The organism is uncultured Aquimarina sp., assembly GCF_947492965.1.
GTDB lineage: Bacteria > Bacteroidota > Bacteroidia > Flavobacteriales > Flavobacteriaceae > Aquimarina.
This window is the reverse complement of the sequence record NZ_CANLOZ010000002.1, coordinates 1-21964: the sequence shown is the minus strand read 5'-3', so window position 1 is coordinate 21964 and position 21964 is coordinate 1. Positions and strand designations below refer to the sequence as shown.

The following is a 21964-nucleotide window of genomic DNA, read 5'->3' as shown; positions in this document are numbered from 1 at the left end:
TTCTGTAATTTATTAAAATGATACAAATACGTTAAGATGTTTGACAAAAGCGTTATATATTTGCTATGAACTAGCGAAGTTGTATGATTACCATAAAAGAAATTACCTCCAAAGCAGATTTGACCACATTTGTTAAGTTTCCCTTTGAATTATATAAAGACTCTCCTTATTACGTTCCTTCGATTATTAAGGAAGAATTGGATGTAATGAACCCAAAAAAGAATCCTGTTTTTAAAAATGCAATAGCAAAATACTTTTTAGCATATCGCGACAATAAAATTGTAGGTAGAATAGCAGCTATTATCAATTGGATTGAGGTAAAGGAACAAAAAAAGGCAAAAGTACGTTTTGGTTGGTTTGATGTAATTGACGATATCGAAGTTACAAAAGCGCTTTTAGAAAAAGTTACTGAATTTGGAAAACAACATTCTTTAGAATATATGGAAGGCCCAGTAGGTTTTTCTAATATGGATAAAGCAGGTATCCTTATTAAGGGGTACGAAGAGCTTAATACCATGATCACTTGGTATAATTATCCATATTATAAAGAACACATGGAACAACTTGGTTTTGAAGATGCTGCAACTTGGGTTGAATATAAAATTAAAGTTCCGAAAGAGACTAAAGAAAAGGTTATTAAGTTTGCGAAAATAATTAAGGAGCGTTATCAACTTCAACTACTAAAGTTCAGGAAGAGTAAAGAGCTATTGAAATATGCAGATGATATGTTCGATTTACTTAACAAAACATATAGCAGTCTGCAGACCTTTGTACCTATACAACAGTATCAGGTAGAAATGTACAAGAAAAAGTATCTACCCTACTTAAATCCAGAATATATTACCTGTATCGCGGATAACACTGGAAAACTCATCGCTTTCTCTATTGTAATGCCTTCTTTTTCCAAAGCTTTAAAGAAAATGAATGGTAAAATTTATCCCTTAAAGTTTTTACATATTCTTAAAGCACAACGCAGAAACGATACTGCAGCATTTTATTTAATAGGGGTTGATCCAGAATATCAAAACAAAGGTGTTACCGCTTTGATATTTAAAGAAATGAACGAAACCTTTATTCGCAACGGAATTGAAATGGTAGAAACCAATCCTGAATTAGAAGAAAACAAGGCTATTCAGGCTCTTTGGAATGACTACGAACATGAGCAGCATAAAATGAGAAGAACTTACAGAAAATATTTTTCTTAACAAATCTTCAGTTATTTTAATAGATTTTTAATACAAAAAATTTAAAATTTCCCCATTTATAGGCTATTTTGGAAAGAAATATTATCTCTTTAAACCAAATAGTTATGATCAAAAACATTTTAAACTTAAACGGAGTTAAAGAACTCCAAAAACAACAACAATTATCTATTAACGGTGGAAGCAGTCCATATTGTGATTTCGGACCTTTAACCTTAGACTGTTCTATTAATACAGATGGTCGTTGTACTTGTATTAATGGAAGATGTGTACAAGGTCCAGAATATCACTGCCGATAAGAATACAAGTCTTCTAATTACTAATAAATAATAGGTAGATCACTATTATTTCATTACAAATCATTTTTTAAACTTAAAATTCTCAATTATGTTACTCAACATTCTAAAAATTCAAGGTGTACAAAAATTAAATAGAACGGTACAAGAAAATATTAAAGGAGGTGATCATCTAAACACTGGGCGTTCTTTATGTTATAATGACTCTGATTGTATTACAAATCATATTTGTTGTACTGGAGTTTGTTTTAATCCCTTGATCGCATTTGAATTACCAAACTGTTAAGGTAATTCACATAGCTATCAAAAAACACAATTTTTATAGGCTTGTCCTTCTCATTAATCATTATTAAAAAACAATATTACTTATTTTAAAACCTATAAATCATGATCAAAAACATTTTAAAAATCGACAATGTAAGAGAACTTAAAAAACAAGAATTACAAAAAATTAAAGGTGGAGATGGAGAAGTCATCTGTAACGGTATATTATGTCCAAGAACGCACATTTGTTGCGGAGGAGATTGTATTGATCCTGCGTATGCGATTTTAAGCTGTCCATAATAAAACAAAAAGCGCTATTTAATAAAATAGCGCTTTTTATTATATAATCGGTTATATAATCTACTCTCCCATTGCTTCTGCAAGAGCAGCAGACATCTTTTTATAAGTTCCATTTTCTAAAGATTCTCGAATAGCTGAAAAAGCATTCAATGTATCTTCTACATCCTCCAAGGTATGCGAAGCAGTAGGTATCAATCTCAATAAAATCATACCTTTAGGGATCACTGGATATACCACTATAGAGCAAAAGATTCCATGGTTCTCTCTTAGATCTTTAACTAATGCCATTGCCTCAGGTATACTACCTTTCAAATATACTGGTGTTACGCAACTTTGTGTAGTTCCTAAATCAAAACCTCTGTCTCGCAATCCATTTTGTAAAGCATTTACATTTCTCCATAACTTCGCTTTTAGTTCTGGCATTGTTCTAAGCATATCTAAACGCTTAAGTGCACCAACAACTAATTGCATCTGTAATGATTTTGCGAACATCTGAGATCGTAGATTGTACTTTAAATAATCAATAATTTCCTGATCTGCAGCGATGAATGCTCCTGTACTAGCCATAGATTTCGCAAAAGTTGCAAAATACACATCGATATCGTCTTGCACTCCTTGTTCTTCACCAGTTCCTGCTCCTGTAGCACCTAAAGTTCCAAAACCATGAGCATCATCTACGAATAATCTAAAGTTATATTTCTCTTTTAGAGCAACAATTTCTTTTAATCGTCCTTGCTCTCCACGCATTCCAAAAACACCTTCCGAGATTAATAATATTCCACCTCCTGTTTTCTGAGCCATTCTAGTAGCTCTCATAAGGTTCTTTTCGATACTTTCTATATCGTTATGTCTGTACGTATATCGTTGTCCTTGATGCAATCTAACACCATCAATAATACAAGCGTGAGCGTCTACATCATATACAATAATATCGTCTTTACTAACCAATGCATCTATGGTAGACACCATTCCCTGATATCCAAAATTCAACAAATAAGCAGCCTCTTTGTGCACAAATTCTGCAAGTTCATTCTGTAATTGTTCATGGAGATCTGTATGACCACTCATCATCCTTGCACCCATCGGATATGCTGATCCATAAGCCGCTGCTGCCTCAGCATCAACTTTACGGACTTCCTCCATATTTGCCAGTCCTAAATAGTCATTGATACTCCAGGTAACCACTTCTCTACCCTGAAACTTCATTCTATTTGATATTGGACCTTCTAATTTAGGAAATACAAAATATCCCTCTGCTTGATCCGCCCATTTCCCTAGAGGCCCTTTGTCTTTGTATATTTTATCAAATAAATCTCTCATCTACCGTAAATTTGATTTCTTTAAGTGTGCGAAAATACAGAAAATTGACGTGATACCATAATAATATACCAATTCACTACAATATCTATTTTTCACAAAAAAAGCATCTGTAAACTATCAGATGCTCTAGTTTATTTTTCATTAAATTTTATTTCACAAACTGAACTTTGGTAGCATCTTCTTCATGTACACTATCAAAAAATCCTTGTTCCATCATCCAATCATCGCTAAATACTTTACTCATATAACGAGATCCATGATCAGGCAATATGACAACAACGTTACTAGTTTCGTCAAACTCACCTTGTTTAGCTAATTGCTTTATACCTTGAATTGCAGCACCACTAGTATATCCCAAAAACATACCTTCTTTTCTTACTAATTCTCTAGCAGAATGTGCGCTATCTTCATCACTTACCTTTTCGAATTTATCAATAATATCAAAATCTGTAGCCGTGGGTATTAAGTTTTTACCTAAACCTTCTATCCGATAAGGATAAATCTCCTCCTCATCAAACTCTTTAGTTTCGTGGTATTTTTTTAATACTGATCCATAGGCATCAATACCCAAGACTCTGATATCGCTGTTCTGTTCTTTTAAATATCTTGCGGTTCCAGAAATGGTACCTCCTGTTCCACAGCAAGCTACAAAATGAGTTATATTTCCTCCAGTTTGCTTCCATACTTCAGGACCGGTTGAATTATAATGAGCATCAATATTTAGCTCATTAAAATACTGATTGATATAAACCGAACCTTTTATTTCTTCATGCAGTCTTTTGGCAACTTGGTAATACGATCGAGGATCATCTGCGCTAACATGTGCAGGGCAAACATACACCTTTGCTCCCATGTTTTTAAGCATCGCGATTTTATCTTTTGAAGATTTGGAACTAACTGCAAGAATACAATCATATCCTTTAATTACGCTAACCATTGCCAGACTAAAACCAGTATTACCACTAGTAGTTTCTATAATGGTGTCACCTGGTTTAAGTATACCTTTTCTTTCTGCCTGTTCTATAATGTATAATGCTATCCTGTCTTTAGTAGAATGTCCGGGATTAAATGATTCTATTTTCGCATAGAAATTCCCAGGATAGCCTTTCATAACTCTGTTTAATTTTACAAGTGGTGTGTCACCTATAAGCTCTAAAACATTATTATAAGCTTGTATATTTTCTTTCATAAGGGTTGTGTTTTAACAAGTTTATAGAACTTAGTGAGGGGAGTCTATAAACTGTTAGAAAAACATTACGAAGTTACGTTAATTTTTTTAATTAATGATTTATACCTTCTAAATCTAATAAAAAAGCATATTCCTCGGCTACCTCCTTTAAAGCTTCAAATCTTCCTGAGGCTCCGCCATGACCAGCTTCCATATTAGTATGTAATAATAATAAATTTTCATCTGTTTTCAATTCACGCAGTTTAGCAACCCATTTTGCAGGTTCCCAATACTGAACTTGAGAATCGTGTAGACCTGTTGTTACCAACATATTAGGATAACTTTGAGCTACAACATTGTCATATGGAGAATACGATTTCATATATTCATAATACTCCTTTTCGTTAGGGTTTCCCCACTCATCATACTCACCAGTGGTCAACGGAATTGTATCATCTAGCATGGTAGTAACTACATCAACAAAAGGTACTGCTGCCACAACTCCATTATATAACTCAGGAGCCATATTCACGATCGCTCCCATTAACAGCCCTCCTGCAGAACCTCCCATAGCATAGAGATGTTTTGTAGAAGTATACCCTTCATCTATTAAAAACCTAGAACAATCTATAAAATCAGTGAATGTATTCTTCTTTTTAAATAGTTTACCATCTTCATACCAAGAACGACCAAGGTACTCTCCTCCTCTAATATGAGCGATTGCATAGATAAATCCTCTATCTAATAAACTTAATCTCACTGTAGAAAAATATGGATCTATAGTAGAGCCATAAGATCCATAAGCATATTGTAACAAAGGATTACTTCCATCTTTTTTAATTCCTTTTTTATATACTAATGAAATCGGAACCTGAGTTCCATCTTTTGCATTTGCCCAAACACGTTCGGAAACATAATTCGCTTTATCAAATTTCCCACCTAAAACTTCTTGTTCTTTTTTGACATGTTTTTCCTTTGATTCCATATCAAAATCAATTACTGAATTAGGCGTAGTCAAAGAATTGTAAGCATATCTTAGGATTTTAGTGTCAAAATCAACATTTGTGCTAACATAAGCGGTGTAGGTTTCATTATCAAAAGGAAGATAATAATCTTCTTTACCATCCCATCGTTTAATATTTATCTTATTTAAACCATTATGTCGCTCACTGATCACCAAATAATCCTTGAAAATATCCACATCCTCTAGTAATACATCATTGCGATGAGGAATAAGATCCTTCCAATACTTTTTTGAAGTATTTTCTTCGGAAACTTGCATCAATTTAAAATTCTTAGCTTCATCTGCATTAGTAAGCACATAAAAGTTACCATCATAATGTGCTATTCCATATTCTAAACCTCTAATACGCTCCTGAAACACCTTAAAATCACCTGTAGGGTCATCTGCCTTGAGAATATGATATTCTGATGTTAAAGTGCTACTGGAACCAATTACCAAATATTGTTTAGATTTGGTTTTATAAACAAAAGTATTAAAGGTGTCGTCAGATTCATGATATACTTCTACATCCTTAGATGAATCTGTATTAAGAATATGTCTATATATTTTATGTGATCTTAAGGTCTCCTCGTCTTTCTTTGTATAGAATAAGGTTTTGCTATCTGCAGCCCAAGTACTTCCACCTGTAGTAGTCTCAATTATTTCAGGATATATTTCTCCTGTTAATAGATTTTTTATTCTAATGGTATATTTCCTTCTACTTAAAGTATCTACCCCAAATGCGATTAAAGTATTATCTGGACTTACATTTAGACCTACCATTTTAAAATAGGAATGTCCTTGAGCCTCTTCGTTACAATCAAATAAAATTTCTTCTTTTGCGTCAAGACTTCCCTTTTTTCTCGTATAAATAGGATAATCTTTTCCAGTTTCATAGCGGGTTATATACCAATATCCATTTAGTTTGTATGGCACCGAGGAATCATCTTCTTTGATACGACTTTTCATTTCTTCGAAAAGATTGTTTTGAAAGTCAGTAGTATGCCCCATCATCTTTTCGTTATACTCATTCTCTTGCTCTAGATACTTAATTACTTCAGGATTTTCCTTATCATTTAGCCAAAAATAATTATCGATACGAATATCACCATGTTTTTCTAAATGAGTAGCTTTCTTTTCTGCAACGGGATTCTTAATTTTTATCTGCAATTTCTTGGTATTTATTTGAACTATACGAAGATGCAAAAGTAAGGGTTACCATTTATATAGCCCTTAGACTTTTAGCATAAATCTCTTAGTTTATTAACAGGTAAAATACTAATTTTGTTCTTAATAAATTCTAAAAAAACAAAATCGATGTTTGGAGATATGATGGGAATGATGGGTAAGCTAAAAGAAACCCAGAAAAAAGTTGAGGAAACTAAAAAAAGATTAGACACTGTTATGGTGGATGAATCTAGTTCTGATAATCTTCTAAAAGTTACCATTACAGCTAATAGAGAAGTTAAAAGCATTTCTATTGCAGATGAGCTGTTAAATGACAAAGAACAACTAGAGGATTATCTAATTCTAACAATGAATAAGGCTATAGCCAAAGCTACGTCTGTTAACGAGGCAGAATTAGCCGCTGTTGCTAAAGAAGGAATGCCTAATATACCAGGGTTAGATCTTTTTAAATAAATGAATCTATACATATAAAAAAAGGAAGCAAATTGCTTCCTTTTTTTATATTCTCTAACTGTAAATTAGTTGTTAATCAATCTAAATTCAGTTCTACGGTTAGAAGCATGCTGACGCTCAGTACAAGAAACACCATCAGAACATCTGTTCTTTAGTCTTGTTTCTCCATATCCGTTAGCTACTAATCTACTTCCGTTTATACCTTTAGACAATAAATAAGTTACAACTGCCTGTGCTCTTCTTTCAGAAAGACTTTTGTTACTAGACTTTGATCCTCTGGCATCCGTATGCGATGCAATCTCCATTTTAGCTCCTGGATTGTTTGCTAATACTGGCATTAATCTAGTATCGATTATACTTTTTGCCTGAGAAGTAAGGGTAGCACTACCTAAATTCCAGTTGATTGGTAACGCAGAATATTCTACTAATGAACACTCAACTTCTTTCCAAGTAGTTAAACCTCCTTTTTGAGTAAGCACTTCTTTGCTTACTGATTTAAATGTAGCTGGAACTACTACTTCCTCACTATATGCGTCTTTTACCATTACTGTTTTAGTAATCGTTGCATACTCTGCAGGAATCACTTCTTCGATTACTTTTGCAGGCTCAGCAATTACTCTTTTAGTATAAGTACTTGTTAATTCATCAATTGGAGTACTTGTAGTAGTTGCATCTGAACTTAACGTTTGTACAGCTACCGTAGTAAATTCAGCTGGATACCCTTTATAACACCAGTAACGACAATCATCTGGGTTACTAGATGCACAATCTGGAGCAGGAGAACCAAGCTCCCATTGAGCATATGCTGGCTTAATTTCTAAAGTTTCCGAACCTTTTCCAAATTTTGCAGGAATTACAGATAACTTGGATGCTTTTTGCTTCTTAATAAAAGTTACCGTTTCATTCTTATACTTTGCTGGTACATAAGTAAACTTCTTAGTTTCCTCTTTTACCAAAACTCTCTCAGTTACTGTTTCGAAAGTAGCAGGAAATGTTTTTAATTTTCTGTACTCCGGTGTTAGTTGCACTTGTACTGTTTGATTTTCGTAAATATCAGGAGTGGTACAACGTACATAACATTTTCCAGGTTCTGGATTTGCAGGAAGGTCTTGAGCCTGAGCAGCTACACCTACGAATGCAAGGAAAATAAGTAAAATACGATTTTTCATGTTTGATGATTTTTGTGGTTATTATTATGTTACACTTAAAGGTACAAATTTATCCACATCAAAAAGAAATGTTAAAATTAAGATTCCAAAAAAAGAAGGCATTTTCGACGTATTGTTTTTTTACTCGATAAAATACTCAAAAAGGTACTTTTTGAAGTTTTAATCATTTTTGTTTTTCCTTTTATTTACATACTTTTATAGAAATCAGTTAACATTTTAAAAAACAACTATAATATGTTTGAACTCAAAAATAAAGAGGGATCTAATTTTCATTTTACGCTTAAAGCCAAAAACGGACAGGTAATTCTGAGTAGCGAAGTGTATAATAGTAAAGCCGCTGCTGTTAATGGGATTGCTTCTGTACAGAAAAACTCATCTGAAGATGGCAGATATGAAAGAAAAACTTCAAAAGACGGTAAGTTTTATTTTAATCTAAAAGCAGGAAATGGTCAAATAATTGGAAGTAGTCAAATGTATACTTCTGAATCAGGAATGGAAAACGGAATAAATTCTGTAAAAGAAAATGCTCCTGGAGCGGACACAAAAGAGATATAAAATTCTTAATTAGAATTAAAAGGCTGTTTGAGGTAATCAAACAGCTTTTTTTATTTTAAACTTTCGTCAACACGTCGTTTATAAAATATTCATGCATTTGGTGAGTGTAATCTAAATGAGTAACGAACCTAAGCTTTCCTTGTCCCATTCCATAAAAATGAATGTTTTTTTCTGCCATCTGTGCTATAAACTCTTCTTCATTTCTATCTATAGTGAATATAATAATATTGGTATCTATAGGTTCCACGCTTTTTACAAAGGATAATGTTTGCAACACCTTACCTATTTCTGTAGCTTTTTTATGATCCTCTATTAAACGATCCATATGATTATCTAAGGCATAAATCCCAGCTGCAGCCATGTATCCTACTTGCCTCATTCCTCCACCTAATACCTTTCTAACTCTTATAGCGTTTTGCATATATTCTTTTTTCCCCACTAGTACAGAACCCATAGGAGCTCCTAAACCTTTGCTTAAACATACAGATATCGTATCAAACACTTCTCCATACTGTTGAAAACGCTGGTTTTTAGCAATAATCGCATTCCATAATCTTGCTCCATCCAAATGATATCCCAAGTTATGTTCTTTACAAACACTTTTTATCCTTAAAATTTCATCAAAATCGTAACACGCTCCTCCTCCTTTATTAGTAGTATTTTCGATACACACCAAACTCGTTAATGGACTATGATAAAAATCTGGTGGGTTGATAGATGATTCTACTTGATCTGCAGTAATCATTCCTCTATGCCCATCAATCAACTTACAAGATACTCCACTATTAAACGAAACACCTCCACCCTCATAATTATATACATGAGCATACTTATCTGCAATAAGTTGTTCACCAGATTGTGTATGTAATTTAATTGCCGCTTGATTAGCCATACTACCAGAAGGAAAGAACAAAGCCATATCCATACCGAACATGGTTGCTATTTTTTCTTCTAGTGCATTTACTGTTGGGTCCTCTTTATATACATCATCTCCTACTTTTGCATTCATTATCGCTTCAAGCATTTGAGAAGTTGGTTTAGTGACAGTATCACTTCTTAGATCAATAATCATATTTTAGAATAAGTAATTAGTTCTTAGTATTTTTAGAGAATATGCGAATGAAATTAAAAATTACATTGAAAGCTTCCTATAGGAGAACCATCAGGAATCTTAGGTGATGACATTGGTTTAAAATCTTTAGGATTAGCTATAAAATTCTCTATCTGTTTCACAAAGTAGGCATTATAAACTTTATTTAATACGTTAGTATTTTGAGATTTTAAGAGAGAACTTATTTTTTGCAACGAATTATAAGCGATAGCCTGTACTTGGGGATATGCGTTTTTATCATTATTTAACTTCATTAAATGCTTTAACGTATTATTTTTTACAACGTTTTGTATTTCATTATAATAATCACTTTTTGATTCCGAATTAAACACTTGTTGTATCAATCTATCGATCACCTCAGATGCCCCTAACGCATTTTTATTTAAACTTCTCTGCTGTACCAATCTAGACACCCTTTCACTATTTAACAACAAAGATAAGCTCATATCACTAGCAGTAGATGCAGCACTTAAAGCATCAAACCCTACTCCTGTTTTACTTTTAAAAGACTCTCTAGTACGATTATAACCAAAAGCCCGAGGTGGAAATAACCCTAGTTTACTTTCTGGAATTGCTAAAACTTCAGGAGATATAGTACGCAAAATCTGATCTAGTGCTTTCTTTTGTTCTTTTGCAGGAATTACTTCTACAATCGTTTGCATATCACCCTTAGTAGCATAATTATAGTTAAGACCTCCTATTAATTTTACAGCAGCCTCCGTCTGATATCTATGAAAAAAATATAATGGAACAAACACATCTTCTAAAACAGAATATGGCTCCCCTGTTCTAATGTTATCAACAGAAAAGTTATTAATCGCATGATTTCTTACTTCTAAAACACTCTTTAATTCTTCAGAAGCATTGCTGCCATTATCCCATAAATGAGCCAAGCCATGAGCTCCTCCTTGCGGTCTTGCATCACTATCAGATATAAAACGTAAACCCGAAGCATATGCTTCATCTAAAATCTTATTTAATTCCTTTTTTTCGTCAGCTTTATTATTAAACTCAGCATAGCTATAAGCTACAGTTACTTTATCCCAAACCCCTATCTTAGTATCGTAAGCGTCAGAAAAATCAATTTGATTATCTTTTAATCTAATGGTAGGATGCGGATAATCCATTACCGATGCCCTATCACTAGTACTTGCAGCAAAATTATGAGCAAAACCTATGGTATGACCCACTTCGTGGGCAGATAGCTGTCTTATTCTTGCTAAAGCCATTTCTAACATAGGTTTGTAATTATCATCATTATTAGCAAAAGGCTTATTAGATAATGCTTGCGCTATTAAGAAATCCTGACGAATTCTTAAACTTCCCAAGCTTACATGCCCTTTTAAAATTTCTCCTGTTCTTGGGTCTACCACACTAGCTCCATAACTCCAACCACGTGTAGAACGATGTACCCATTGAATTACATTATATCGCAAATCCATGGGATCAGCATCTGGGGGAAGCATTTTTACCTGAAAAGCATTCTTAAACCCAATCGCTTCATACGCTTGATTCCACCATCTTGCACCATCTAGTAATGCAGACCTTACAGGTTCTGGAGTTCCTGGATCCAAGTAATAAACAATAGGCTCTTTAGCTTCACTCATCTTTAGTTCTGGGTTTTTCTTTTCTAATCGATGTCTTTTAATATATCTCTTAACGATAGGTTCTTGTATCGGAGTGGCATAATCCAAATAGGATATAGAAAGTGCTCCACTTCTAGGATCAAATTCACGTTTTCTATAATTATCATCTGGTAACTGCACAAAAGAGTGGTGTTGAGTAACTGTAAGAAATTTAGCATCGGGAGCAACTGACCAAATATTACCTCTTTTGGGAGTTCCTTTATAGGTCAAAAGTGCTTCAAATTCTACATTTTTTGGAAATGCCTTAGTTCTTTCTAAACTTAATGCACTTTTAGTCTTGTCTATACTATAATTACCTTCATTTTGATTTTTTAGTCTATCAATAACTCCATGTGTGTCTTGCATCAAAAAAGGAGTAAAATTAATTACATAAGAACCATTTTTATTTTCCTCTATTTTAAAACCAAACAAGACTGATTTCGCAAAGGCCTGTTCAACACTTTTCTTTTCTAATTTATTATTTGTTATTGCTCTATATCTTTGATTCGGTTGAACCAAGAGTAGTTTATTTCCAGCTTTAACAAATTTTACAATAACACCATTACCTATTTGCCCTCTATCCAATCCAATATCATTAGAACCAAGACCCGAAGCTAACGAGTGAACATATAAAAACTCTTCATCCAATTTATCTACTTCTAAATAAATGGCATCTTTATCTTCACTATAGTGAAAATCGAAGAAACCTGTATATGATTTTAATTCTTTATGTGAATCTAAAAATTGAGCTGAAAGTGATTGAGCAACTATTAAAAAGAAGCAAGAAAAATATAGTCTCATTTAAAAATGATTAATGTGAATTACAAAAGAATTAAAACTATAAAATAATAGCAAAATTATTTCCTACTGAATTGTTAAATCCTATTTTTGTCAAAAAATAATCAAAATATGATCAATACTGAGACTTTACAAGATCTTAGAGAGCGCCTGGTTGCGTTAAGGAGGTATCTTTGACATTGATGCCAAACTAATCCAAATCGCTAACGAAGAAGAAAAAACGTATGCTCCAGATTTTTGGGACGATGCCCAAGAAGCGGAAAAAATAATGAGGGCTTTAAACTCTGAAAAAAAATGGGTTTCTGAGTATGAAAAAGGTGTAAGCCTTATTGATGATCTCGAAATCCTATTTGAGTTTTATAAAGAAGGAGATGCCACTGAAGAAGAAGTAAATACAAATCATCAAAAAGCACTTGATTTAATCGAAAATCTTGAATTTAAGAATATGCTTAGTGATGAAGGTGATAGTATGAGCGCTGTTCTTCAGATTACAGCAGGTGCTGGTGGAACCGAAAGTTGTGACTGGGCAAGTATGCTAATGCGTATGTACCTAATGTGGGCAGAGAAACAAGGCTTTAAGGTAAAAGAGCTGAACTACCAGGAAGGTGATGTTGCAGGTATTAAAACAGTGACTTTAGAAATCGAAGGGGAATATGCTTTTGGTTGGTTAAAAGGAGAAAATGGTGTTCATCGTTTAGTGCGTATTTCTCCATTTGACAGCAATGCAAAAAGACATACTTCATTTGCTTCAATATATGTTTACCCTTTGGCGGACGACAGTATTGAAATAGATATTAATTCTTCAGACTATGAAATCATTACATCTAGGTCCAGTGGAGCTGGTGGACAAAATGTAAATAAAGTAGAAACTAAAGTTCAGCTTACGCATTTCCCTACGGGAATTCAAATATCTTGTTCCGATTCCAGATCCCAACATGATAATAGAGAAAAAGCATTACAAATGCTAAAATCTCAACTTTTTGAACTGGAACTTAAGAAAAGACAAGCTCAACGAGACGAGATTGAAGCTTCTAAGATGAAAATTGAATGGGGATCCCAAATACGTAATTATGTAATGCATCCTTACAAATTAGTAAAAGACGTAAGAACAGCTGAAGAAACTGGTAATGTAGATGCAGTCATGGATGGAAATATTGACGCTTTTCTGAAAGCATACCTTATGATGATGGGACAAAAAAATGAAGACTAAACAATAATTATGACAACAATATATCACAATCCAAGATGCAGTAAATCAAGACAGTGCATAGCAATTCTTGAAGATAAAAAAGAGGATTTAGAAATTATAAAATACCTGGATACTCCTCTAACTGAAAATAAGCTTAAGGATATCATTAACTTATTAGATATAAAACCAATAGAACTAGTAAGAACTAATGAAGCTATATGGAAGCAAGAATTTAAGGGAAAAGAGATCAAAGATGACGAACTAATACGAATTATGGTAAGTCATCCTAAATTAATTGAAAGACCTATTGTCATTAAAAACAATAAGGCGATTATTGGAAGACCACCTGAAAAAGTATTAGATATTCTATAATAAAAAAAACCTCGAAACTAAATTCCGAGGTTTTTTTTATCTCTTTTCAATTCTACTTTATTGAGGAATACCATTTCCGGAACTCATATTACCACTAAATATCGAATTACCATTCACCCTTATTGTAAAACTAGTACCACTACCAGAAGAACTTATATCTGGATCATGAGATCCCGTAAAATTAGCTATTCCATCAGATGGCATTGTAAAAGTAAAATTACTCGTATCATCTTCACCGTCACCATCTGCATCCAAACATTGTTCTCCAGGACCTAAGCCCCAACAAGTAATTGCTATTCCAAGGTTTGCACCACCAGAACTAGTAGCTCTAATATTTGCTGTACCACTGCTATCACCACCGGATACCATTGTCAATTCTACTGCAGCTCCAGAAGGTGCCGTAAGAACTCCGGTAGATATATTAAAATTGATATTAGATTCTACAATTACAGTACGTGTAACTTCTGTAGCACTATTACCCGCAGCATCTTGGACGTTATATCGTATGGTATATGATCCAGGTAAATTAACATTTACATTACCAGTTGTCTGAATAGATGCTGTAATATTACCATCTACATTATCCGATGCAGTTGCTCCAGGATCTGTAAAACTTCCTCCTTGTTGTACAGTTATCGTTGAAGCTCCAACTAGGGTAATTACTGGAGCTACATTATCTATAACTCTTACTGTTCTAGTAATTGTTGCTGTATTATTCGATGAATCTGTGACGCTGTACGTTAATACATAATCTCCTGGTGTATTCACATCTACACTTCCTGATACCGTTATGTTCGCTGTTATATTACCATCAACATTATCGTTAGCATTAGCACCAGGATCGGTAAAAGTATTCCCTACATTCACAATAAAAGGATTAGCTCCTTCTAAAGTAATAACAGGACTTGTATTATCAATAACGTTTACTGTTCTTGTCACTTCTACATTATTTCCAGACGAGTCGGTAACGCTATACACAAGTGTATAAGAACCAAGTATAGTTACATCTACTGCTCCACTTACTTGTATCTGATCAGTTAAATCTCCATCTAAATCATCTGTAGCTGTAGCTCCAGGATCGAGAAAAGTAGCACCAAAACTAACCTCTAAAGGATTACTTCCTACTAGAGTAATCACTGGTGGATTATCACTAATTACATTTACTGTTCTAGTTGCTGATACTTGATTACCTGCAGTATCGCTAACAGTATAAGTTAGTTCATATGCTCCAGTTACGTTCGTATTAACCATTCCTGTTACCTGAATTTGTGAAGAAATATCACCATCTACATTATCCGTAGCAGTTGCCCCAGGATCATTAAACGTTTCTCCTTGTAAAGCAGTCAACGGATTATCTCCTAATAGTGTAATAACAGGATCGATATTATCTATAACATTTACAATACGATCAACAGTAGAGGTATTCCCAGAAGAATCTTGAACACTATACACTAAAGTATATGTTCCTGGAACATTTACATCCACTGAACCTGCAACTGTAATATTAGCTGTAAGATCACCATCAATATCATCAGATGCTGTTGCACCAGGATCTACAAATGCTTCTCCGATATTAATAGTAATTTCAGCAGCTCCAACTAATTCTATTGTAGGAGGTGTACCATCAGGATCTCTATAGGTTAACGTTAAAGAAGCTTCTCTTGATACGGTAACGGTATTTGAATTATCTACCTGAAAATCCAAAATGTGCTCCCCTTCTAAAGTACCTACATAAGTACCTATACTTTCTCCAACCTGAATCGAAATATTATCACCAGGTTCGAACGTTTCTCCATTATAAACCAGATTCCCAGTATTAGAAGAACTATAGTTCATAACATAGCTTGATGTTCCTGCGGTTTCTGTAATATTAAAATTAATTGCTGCACCGGAATTGGTTGTAAAGATAGGATTCGTACTATCTACTAAAGTTGCTGTAAACGTAAAATCCGGAGTTTCACCAACCACGATATTCAACAATTGAGATTTAGAAACTCCTAAACTACTAGTAACCGTAAATTCAACATCCACTGTTCCTAAAGCTACTCCTGTAAATTGCCATCTAGAATCTCCAACTGAAATCGCTCTTGATGTGTCAGGCTCTAGATCAGTATCATCTACACTAATAGTACCTGCACCCTCTGTAGTTATATCACTAGGTGAAATAAAAGTATATGCAATTTCATAAGTAGCACTACTAATTTCTGCTATGGATAAATCTAAATCAATTTCACCACTCACATAAGTTGTTTCGGAACTTGGTGCTACATCAAACGTAAAATCCGTATCATTTACATTATAAGTCAACACAAACTCTTCTTCTCTTTCCTGTGCATCTCTTAATGTTACTGTAACTTTATTTACACCAACTAAGGTTCCGACATATTCTATGGTAAATTCAGGTCCAGCAGGTAAATCAACAAATTCATTTTCAGAAATTTCAGTATCATTTAAGAAATAAGAACCTGAACCTTCTGTTACGTCGTACTTTATCTGATAATCTCCTGCCGCTATATTATCGATACCAACAATAGTAAATGTTGTTTCTTCTTCCGTATTAACAAAAGCGTCAAAAGTTGTTTCGTTGAACTCTACTTTAAAAAAAACTAGTAAATCTTCTGTAATCTCCTTGTTACAAGCAAAAAGCACAAAAATAAATACTAATGTAGTTATTGTGTATTGAAAAGTTTTTTTCATTGATTTCTTTTAAGTTTTTAAGATTTCGATATCAAAATATAAAAGGGGTTATTTTAATATCAGTTTTACTCCAATACCAAAATAAGGAGTCAATTCTCCAATTTCACTATTGAAATGATATATTTCTTGTGCTTTTATATTAATGGCTATTGTAGGTATTAAAAAGATATCTGCATCTAAACCTGCATAAGCTCCAAAAACAATTTGACTTGGTTCAATATTTAATGTTTGACCATTTTCAAGCGTTTCATCTCCGCTATTGATAACCTCGCTCCCTACTGTACCACCAGCTCCTAAGGAAAGTGCAAATGTTCTTTTGTTATTTCGCAGAACATCAAAAAAGAAACCTGCATTAAAAGAATAAAGATTTACAGGTACTTTTATATCATTGACCTCTAATTTTGTAAAATTCCCTTGAAGACCAAACTGCAAATAATCGAATTCATTTACTTTATAATCTAAGGTTGCTAAACCACCAAAACCACCATCTACATAACCTCCGGTTATTGATAGTGCTGTTTTATGACTCTGCCCATACATGGAAATTGAAGAGCTAATAATCAATACTAATATGAGAAGTGACTTATTCGTAAGAAGTTTTTTCATAAACCCTATTTTATCTATTTGTGAGATTTTTTTAAGCTTTTTTCCGCAAAATTATGTGCAAAACTAAAAAACGCTAACGGATTTTACACTATTATTATTGTAACTAAATTCTTTCAAATCCTAATAAAATTTACAATTATTACATTTTTGTTAATTCTATTTAACAGTTAGCAATAATTAAACTATTGGTTTTAAATACCTTATATTATTTAACAGTGCTTTAACCGATATCCTACTACTCTAAGTATATTTTTGGTCACCCAACATAAAAATATGAAACAAATTATTTCGCTAGTACTAGTTTTTATTACACTAGCATCTTTTGGACAACAAAAAACAATAAAGGTTACAGGAAGAGTAATTGACAAAGAGACAAATGATCCTTTAGAGTATGCAACTATTTCTTTTATAAATCCTAAAGAAAATAAAATCGTTACTGGTGGAATTACCGAAACCAATGGAAACTTTAATATCGAAGTTCCCGCATCGATATATAATATTTCTATTGAATATATATCATTCAAAACCGTAACACTAACAAAACGAAAACTTTTTACAAATACTAACTTAGGTACTATATCCCTAGGATTGGATACAGAATCTTTAGATGACGTTGTTGTTATTGCAGAGAAAACAACCGTAGAAATAAAACTTGACAAAAAAATCTATAACGTAGGAAAAGATCTTACTGTTAGTGGTGGAACCGTAAGTGATGTTTTGGATAATGTCCCTTCTGTTTCTGTTGATGTTGAAGGAAATGTTGCACTACGTGGAAATGACAATGTAAGAATATTAATAAATGGAAAACCTTCTGGATTAGTTGGACTTAATAGTACGGATGCATTACGTCAGTTACCAGCTGAATCGATTGAAAGAGTTGAAGTAATCACCTCTCCATCCGCCCGATATGATGCCGAAGGAACTGCCGGAATATTAAATATCATTTTAAGAAGAAGTAAATTACAAGGATTAAACGGAGCTATTACGGTTAATACTGGATTTCCATTACAAGCTGGAGTATCTGGAAATATCAATTATCGTACAGGAGACCTAAACTTTTTCACTACTTCAGGATATAATTATCGTGAAGTTCCTGGTAATTCTCTATCGGAGACACGGTTTTTCAATATTGATCGAGACATGAACATAGATGAACCCGATACTTTTCTTAATGAAGAAAGAGATTTTGACAGAATTAGAAAAGGAATAAATACAAATGTAGGAGTAGAATGGTATATTAATGATTCATCTTCTCTTACAACCTCTTTTCTTTACCGATCAAGTGATAATGAAAGTAATACTACCAATTTAATAACAGAACCAGACGAAAATGGTAACATTTTAAGTAGTAATCTTCGTTTTGACCCGGAAGTTGAAGATGACGAAACAAAACAGTACTCCATTAACTACAATAAAGATTTTAATGATAGTGGTCATAAGCTTACTTTCGATTTTCAGATAGAGAATAGCGAAGAAATAGAAGATTCAAGAATTACTCAAGAAAATATTTCTACTGTCGAACTTGTAAATACTTTAGAGAAGCAAGATCGTATTTTGATACAATCTGATTATGTACTTCCTATTGGAGAAAAAACACAATTTGAACTCGGTTATAGAGGAAACTTTAATGAATTAGATACCGATTTCTTAGTAGAATTTGATGACAACGGAAACATTAGTACAGACACCGATTTATCAAACAATCTTTTATTTAAAGAACAAGTAAATGCAGCCTATACTCAGTTAGGAAGTAAGACAGGAAAATTATCTTACCTTCTAGGATTAAGGGTTGAAAGCACTAGAATAACGATAGATCAAAAAACGAGTAATGATCTCAATAAAAAGATATATACAGATATTTTCCCTACGATCAATCTAGGATATAAATTAACGGATAAGCAAAGTTTAACACTTGGCTATAATAGAAGGATAAGAAGACCTCGTTCTAGATTTATCAATCCTTTTCCATCTAGATCTAGCGCCACAAACATATTTCAAGGAAATTCAGATTTAAACCCAAGTTACTCTAATGTTTTTGATCTCGGATATCTCAATAGACTTGGAAAACTTACTTTAAATTCTTCTATATATTATAATCGATCTACCCAAATATTTACATTTATTGCAGAAGATACTGGAGATACAGCAATTATAGGAGATGGTACCGAAGTATCAGTGATTAGACGAAGACCCATTAATTTATCGAGCTCTGATCGTTATGGTTTTGAATTTACGTTGACCTATAGCCCAAATAGAAAATGGAGAATCAACGGTAATTTCAATGCGTTTCAAAACAGTATAAGAGGAGATTTTGATGGTCAAAATTTTGATGCAGATAACTTTAGTTGGTTCGCAAGATTAAACAATAAAATTACGTTACCTGCCAAAATAGATTGGCAAACTACAGCTTTCTATGCAGGTCCTAATGAAAATGCACAAACAAAAAGTGAAGGTTTATTAAGTGTAAACTTAGCTTTTAGTAAAGATTTGTTTAAAGAAAAAGCTTCATTAACCTTTAATGTAAGTGATCTTTTTAATAGTAGAAAACGAAGAAGTGTTTCAACAACAGAAACCTTTGTTACGGATAGTGAATTTCAATGGAGAGAACGTAGCTTTACGTTATCATTCACCTACAGGTTTAATCAGAAAAAGAAAAGACAACGTTCAAGAAATAATTTTGGTGGTGGTGATGAAGAATTCGAAGGTTAAAAATAACATCCTATTTAACAACTAGATATGGACACTAAATAAAAAAGGAAGATCGATTGATCTTCCTTTTTTACTATATATAACTAATACTTTCTTATACCTATGCTTCTCCTCTAACCTTGCGTTTTGCTTCCTGCTTTAATTTGAAGTTTTCAATAGTAGCTCCAAAAATCCAATAAGGAACTACAAATGTTAATAAAAATATCATTAACCAAAATCCGATGGTTAGGATTGTTAGGAATGCTAAAAAACCAAGGTACTGATCAAATTCGAACATAATAGTAATGTAATTTCAATTTTTGCCAAAGATACTAACTCTTATATTTATCTCATAACATAAATATGATTTATTTTTAAATCAAAATTTTAGATCAATTTCGGCAATCTTTATTCCCAAAAAGCTATTCAAATTCTTAAATTTGCCGTTCGAAAAACAAATCATCATAGCTATGGAATATAGAATAGAGAAAGATACGATGGGCGAAGTAAAGGTGCCTGCTGATAAACTATGGGGAGCACAAACAGAACGTTCCAGAAATAATTTTAGAATAGGAGCACCAGGTTCAATGCCATTAGAAATTGTATATGGGTTTGCCTATTTAAAAAAGGCGGCTGCATTTACAAACTGTGAATTAGGAGTATTACCTATAGAAAAAAGAGATCTTATTGCGCAGGTATGTGATGAAATTTTAGAAGGAAAGCATGATGATCAGTTTCCATTAGTAATTTGGCAAACTGGTTCGGGTACACAAAGTAACATGAATGTAAATGAAGTTATTGCTAACCGTGCGCATCAAATAGCTGGAAAAACCATTGGAGAAGGAGAAAAAACTATTCAACCAAATGATGATGTAAACAAGTCACAATCATCTAATGACACCTTCCCTACTGGAATGCATATTGCTGCTTACAAAAAGATATTAGAAGTTACTATTCCTGGAATTACCCAACTTAGAGATACTTTAAAAAAGAAATCAGAAGCTTTTAAAAATGTAGTAAAAATCGGTAGAACACATTTTATGGATGCTACTCCTCTTACTATTGGTCAGGAACTATCTGGATATGTTTCTCAATTAGATCACGGGCTTAAGGCTTTAGAAAATACGTTACCTCATTTGGCCGAAATTGCTTTAGGAGGAACTGCTGTTGGTACTGGTTTAAATACACCTAAAGGATATGCAAAAAGAGTATCTGAATTTATCGCTCAGTTTACTGGTCTTCCTTTTGTAACTGCAGAAAATAAATTTGAAGCACTTGCAGCTCACGACGCTTTTGTAGAAACTCATGGTGCACTAAAACAAATTGCAGTATCACTTAATAAAATAGGTAATGATATACGTATGTTAGCTTCTGGACCAAGAAGTGGAATCGGAGAACTAATTATTCCTGCTAATGAACCAGGAAGTTCTATTATGCCAGGAAAAGTAAACCCTACACAATGTGAAGCATTAACAATGGTATGTGCACAAGTAATGGGTAACGATGTTGCTATTAATGTTGGAGGAATGCAAGGTCATTTTGAACTTAATGTGTTTAAACCCGTAATGGCTGCCAATTTGTTACAAAGTGCTCAATTAATAGGAGATGCTTGCGTTTCTTTTGAAGAACATTGCGCAAAAGGCATTGAACCTAATCAGGCTAGAATTACTGAGTTATTAAATAATTCATTGATGTTAGTAACAGCATTAAATACCAAGATTGGATATTATAAAGCTGCAGAAATTGCCAATACAGCTCATAAAAACGGAACTACACTAAAGCAAGAAGCTATTGCCTTAGGATATGTTACCGAAACTGAATTTGATGAATGGGTAAAACCTGAAGATATGGTAGGTGCTATGAAATAGTATAAGGTTTAATTATGAGTCGTCCTAAAATAGGTTGACAATTTTACAAGATTTTATTTAATCCCTTGAAGCTAGCTTCAAGGGGTTTTTTG

Annotated in this window: 19 protein-coding genes; 10 read left to right on the top strand and 9 right to left on the bottom strand. The window is 33.2% G+C overall.

The window, feature by feature from the left end; genetic code table 11:
• The first annotated feature begins 83 nt into the window (after positions 1-83).
• From Q1B37_RS04405 to Q1B37_RS04390, 4 genes are all read left to right on the top strand, one after another.
• Positions 84-1205, top strand: coding sequence for a GTP cyclohydrolase (locus Q1B37_RS04405; RefSeq protein ID WP_299602221.1), 1122 nt, complete (start codon positions 84-86; stop codon positions 1203-1205).
• 104 nt (positions 1206-1309) lie between these two features.
• The gene (locus Q1B37_RS04400) at positions 1310-1501 is read left to right on the top strand and encodes a hypothetical protein (RefSeq protein WP_299895914.1); all 192 of its coding nucleotides are present in this window, start codon (positions 1310-1312) and stop codon (positions 1499-1501) included.
• An 88-nt stretch (positions 1502-1589) separates the two neighbouring features.
• Positions 1590-1784 carry a hypothetical protein gene (locus Q1B37_RS04395; protein ID WP_299602226.1) on the top strand — a complete coding sequence of 65 codons (195 nt, stop codon included), beginning with the start codon at positions 1590-1592 and terminating at the stop codon, positions 1782-1784.
• 101 nt (positions 1785-1885) lie between these two features.
• Positions 1886-2062 (top strand): hypothetical protein, encoded by a 177-nt coding sequence (locus Q1B37_RS04390; protein WP_299602228.1) that lies wholly within the window; start codon positions 1886-1888, stop codon positions 2060-2062.
• A gap of 60 nt (positions 2063-2122) precedes the next feature.
• Here Q1B37_RS04390 and Q1B37_RS04385 read toward each other — a convergent pair whose 3' ends face one another.
• The 3 genes from Q1B37_RS04385 to Q1B37_RS04375 form a co-directional block, all read right to left on the bottom strand.
• Positions 2123-3382 (bottom strand): aminotransferase class I/II-fold pyridoxal phosphate-dependent enzyme, encoded by a 1260-nt coding sequence (locus tag Q1B37_RS04385; protein WP_299602230.1) that lies wholly within the window; start codon positions 3380-3382, stop codon positions 2123-2125.
• Between the two features lie 148 nt (positions 3383-3530).
• Positions 3531-4571 carry a PLP-dependent cysteine synthase family protein gene (locus tag Q1B37_RS04380; protein ID WP_299895911.1) on the bottom strand — a complete coding sequence of 347 codons (1041 nt, stop codon included), beginning with the start codon at positions 4569-4571 and terminating at the stop codon, positions 3531-3533.
• Positions 4572-4662: 91 nt separating this feature from the next.
• Positions 4663-6723: a S9 family peptidase gene (locus Q1B37_RS04375; protein ID WP_299895908.1), complete on the bottom strand. Its 2061-nt coding sequence runs from the start codon at positions 6721-6723 to the stop codon at positions 4663-4665.
• 147 nt (positions 6724-6870) lie between these two features.
• On the opposite strand from Q1B37_RS04375, the gene Q1B37_RS04370 reads away from it, so the two are divergent.
• Positions 6871-7194 carry a YbaB/EbfC family nucleoid-associated protein gene (locus Q1B37_RS04370; protein ID WP_299895905.1) on the top strand — a complete coding sequence of 108 codons (324 nt, stop codon included), beginning with the start codon at positions 6871-6873 and terminating at the stop codon, positions 7192-7194.
• Positions 7195-7259: 65 nt separating this feature from the next.
• Here the strand turns inward: Q1B37_RS04370 and Q1B37_RS04365 are convergent, their stop codons facing one another.
• Positions 7260-8363 (bottom strand): OmpA family protein, encoded by a 1104-nt coding sequence (locus tag Q1B37_RS04365; protein WP_299895902.1) that lies wholly within the window; start codon positions 8361-8363, stop codon positions 7260-7262.
• Between the two features lie 234 nt (positions 8364-8597).
• Here Q1B37_RS04365 and Q1B37_RS04360 point away from each other — a divergent pair, with 234 nt between their 5' ends.
• Positions 8598-8918 carry a YegP family protein gene (locus Q1B37_RS04360; RefSeq protein WP_299602241.1) on the top strand — a complete coding sequence of 107 codons (321 nt, stop codon included), beginning with the start codon at positions 8598-8600 and terminating at the stop codon, positions 8916-8918.
• A 55-nt stretch (positions 8919-8973) separates the two neighbouring features.
• Here the strand turns inward: Q1B37_RS04360 and Q1B37_RS04355 are convergent, their stop codons facing one another.
• Together Q1B37_RS04355 and Q1B37_RS04350 are read right to left on the bottom strand one after the other, a co-directional pair.
• A complete protein-coding gene (locus Q1B37_RS04355; protein ID WP_299895900.1) occupies positions 8974-9990 on the bottom strand; it encodes a GntG family PLP-dependent aldolase in 1017 nt (338 codons plus the stop codon).
• A gap of 53 nt (positions 9991-10043) precedes the next feature.
• Complete coding sequence (locus tag Q1B37_RS04350) at positions 10044-12455, bottom strand: zinc-dependent metalloprotease (protein WP_299895897.1); 2412 nt, start codon at positions 12453-12455, stop codon at positions 10044-10046.
• A gap of 108 nt (positions 12456-12563) precedes the next feature.
• On the opposite strand from Q1B37_RS04350, the gene prfB reads away from it, so the two are divergent.
• Positions 12564-13662 (top strand): peptide chain release factor 2 gene (prfB, locus tag Q1B37_RS04345; protein ID WP_299895894.1). Its coding sequence is split into 2 segments (ribosomal slippage): positions 12564-12626 and positions 12628-13662, totalling 1098 coding nucleotides; the frame shifts between segments, so codons are not numbered across the junction.
• Positions 13663-13671: 9 nt separating this feature from the next.
• Positions 13672-14013 (top strand): arsenate reductase (glutaredoxin), encoded by a 342-nt coding sequence (gene arsC / locus Q1B37_RS04340; protein WP_299895891.1) that lies wholly within the window; start codon positions 13672-13674, stop codon positions 14011-14013.
• 57 nt (positions 14014-14070) lie between these two features.
• Here arsC and Q1B37_RS04335 read toward each other — a convergent pair whose 3' ends face one another.
• Positions 14071-16710: a DUF5011 domain-containing protein gene (locus Q1B37_RS04335; RefSeq protein WP_299895889.1), complete on the bottom strand. Its 2640-nt coding sequence runs from the start codon at positions 16708-16710 to the stop codon at positions 14071-14073.
• 48 nt (positions 16711-16758) lie between these two features.
• Positions 16759-17316, bottom strand: coding sequence for a conjugal transfer protein TraO (locus tag Q1B37_RS04330; protein ID WP_299602254.1), 558 nt, complete (start codon positions 17314-17316; stop codon positions 16759-16761).
• Between the two features lie 273 nt (positions 17317-17589).
• On the opposite strand from Q1B37_RS04330, the gene Q1B37_RS04325 reads away from it, so the two are divergent.
• Positions 17590-20025 carry a TonB-dependent receptor gene (locus tag Q1B37_RS04325; protein WP_299895885.1) on the top strand — a complete coding sequence of 812 codons (2436 nt, stop codon included), beginning with the start codon at positions 17590-17592 and terminating at the stop codon, positions 20023-20025.
• A gap of 100 nt (positions 20026-20125) precedes the next feature.
• On the opposite strand, the gene Q1B37_RS04320 is transcribed toward Q1B37_RS04325, so the two are convergent.
• A complete protein-coding gene (locus tag Q1B37_RS04320) occupies positions 20126-20302 on the bottom strand; it encodes a hypothetical protein (protein WP_299895882.1) in 177 nt (58 codons plus the stop codon).
• 172 nt (positions 20303-20474) lie between these two features.
• On the opposite strand from Q1B37_RS04320, the gene fumC reads away from it, so the two are divergent.
• Complete coding sequence (fumC, locus tag Q1B37_RS04315; protein ID WP_299602259.1) at positions 20475-21872, top strand: class II fumarate hydratase; 1398 nt, start codon at positions 20475-20477, stop codon at positions 21870-21872.
• Positions 21873-21964 lie beyond the last annotated feature (92 nt).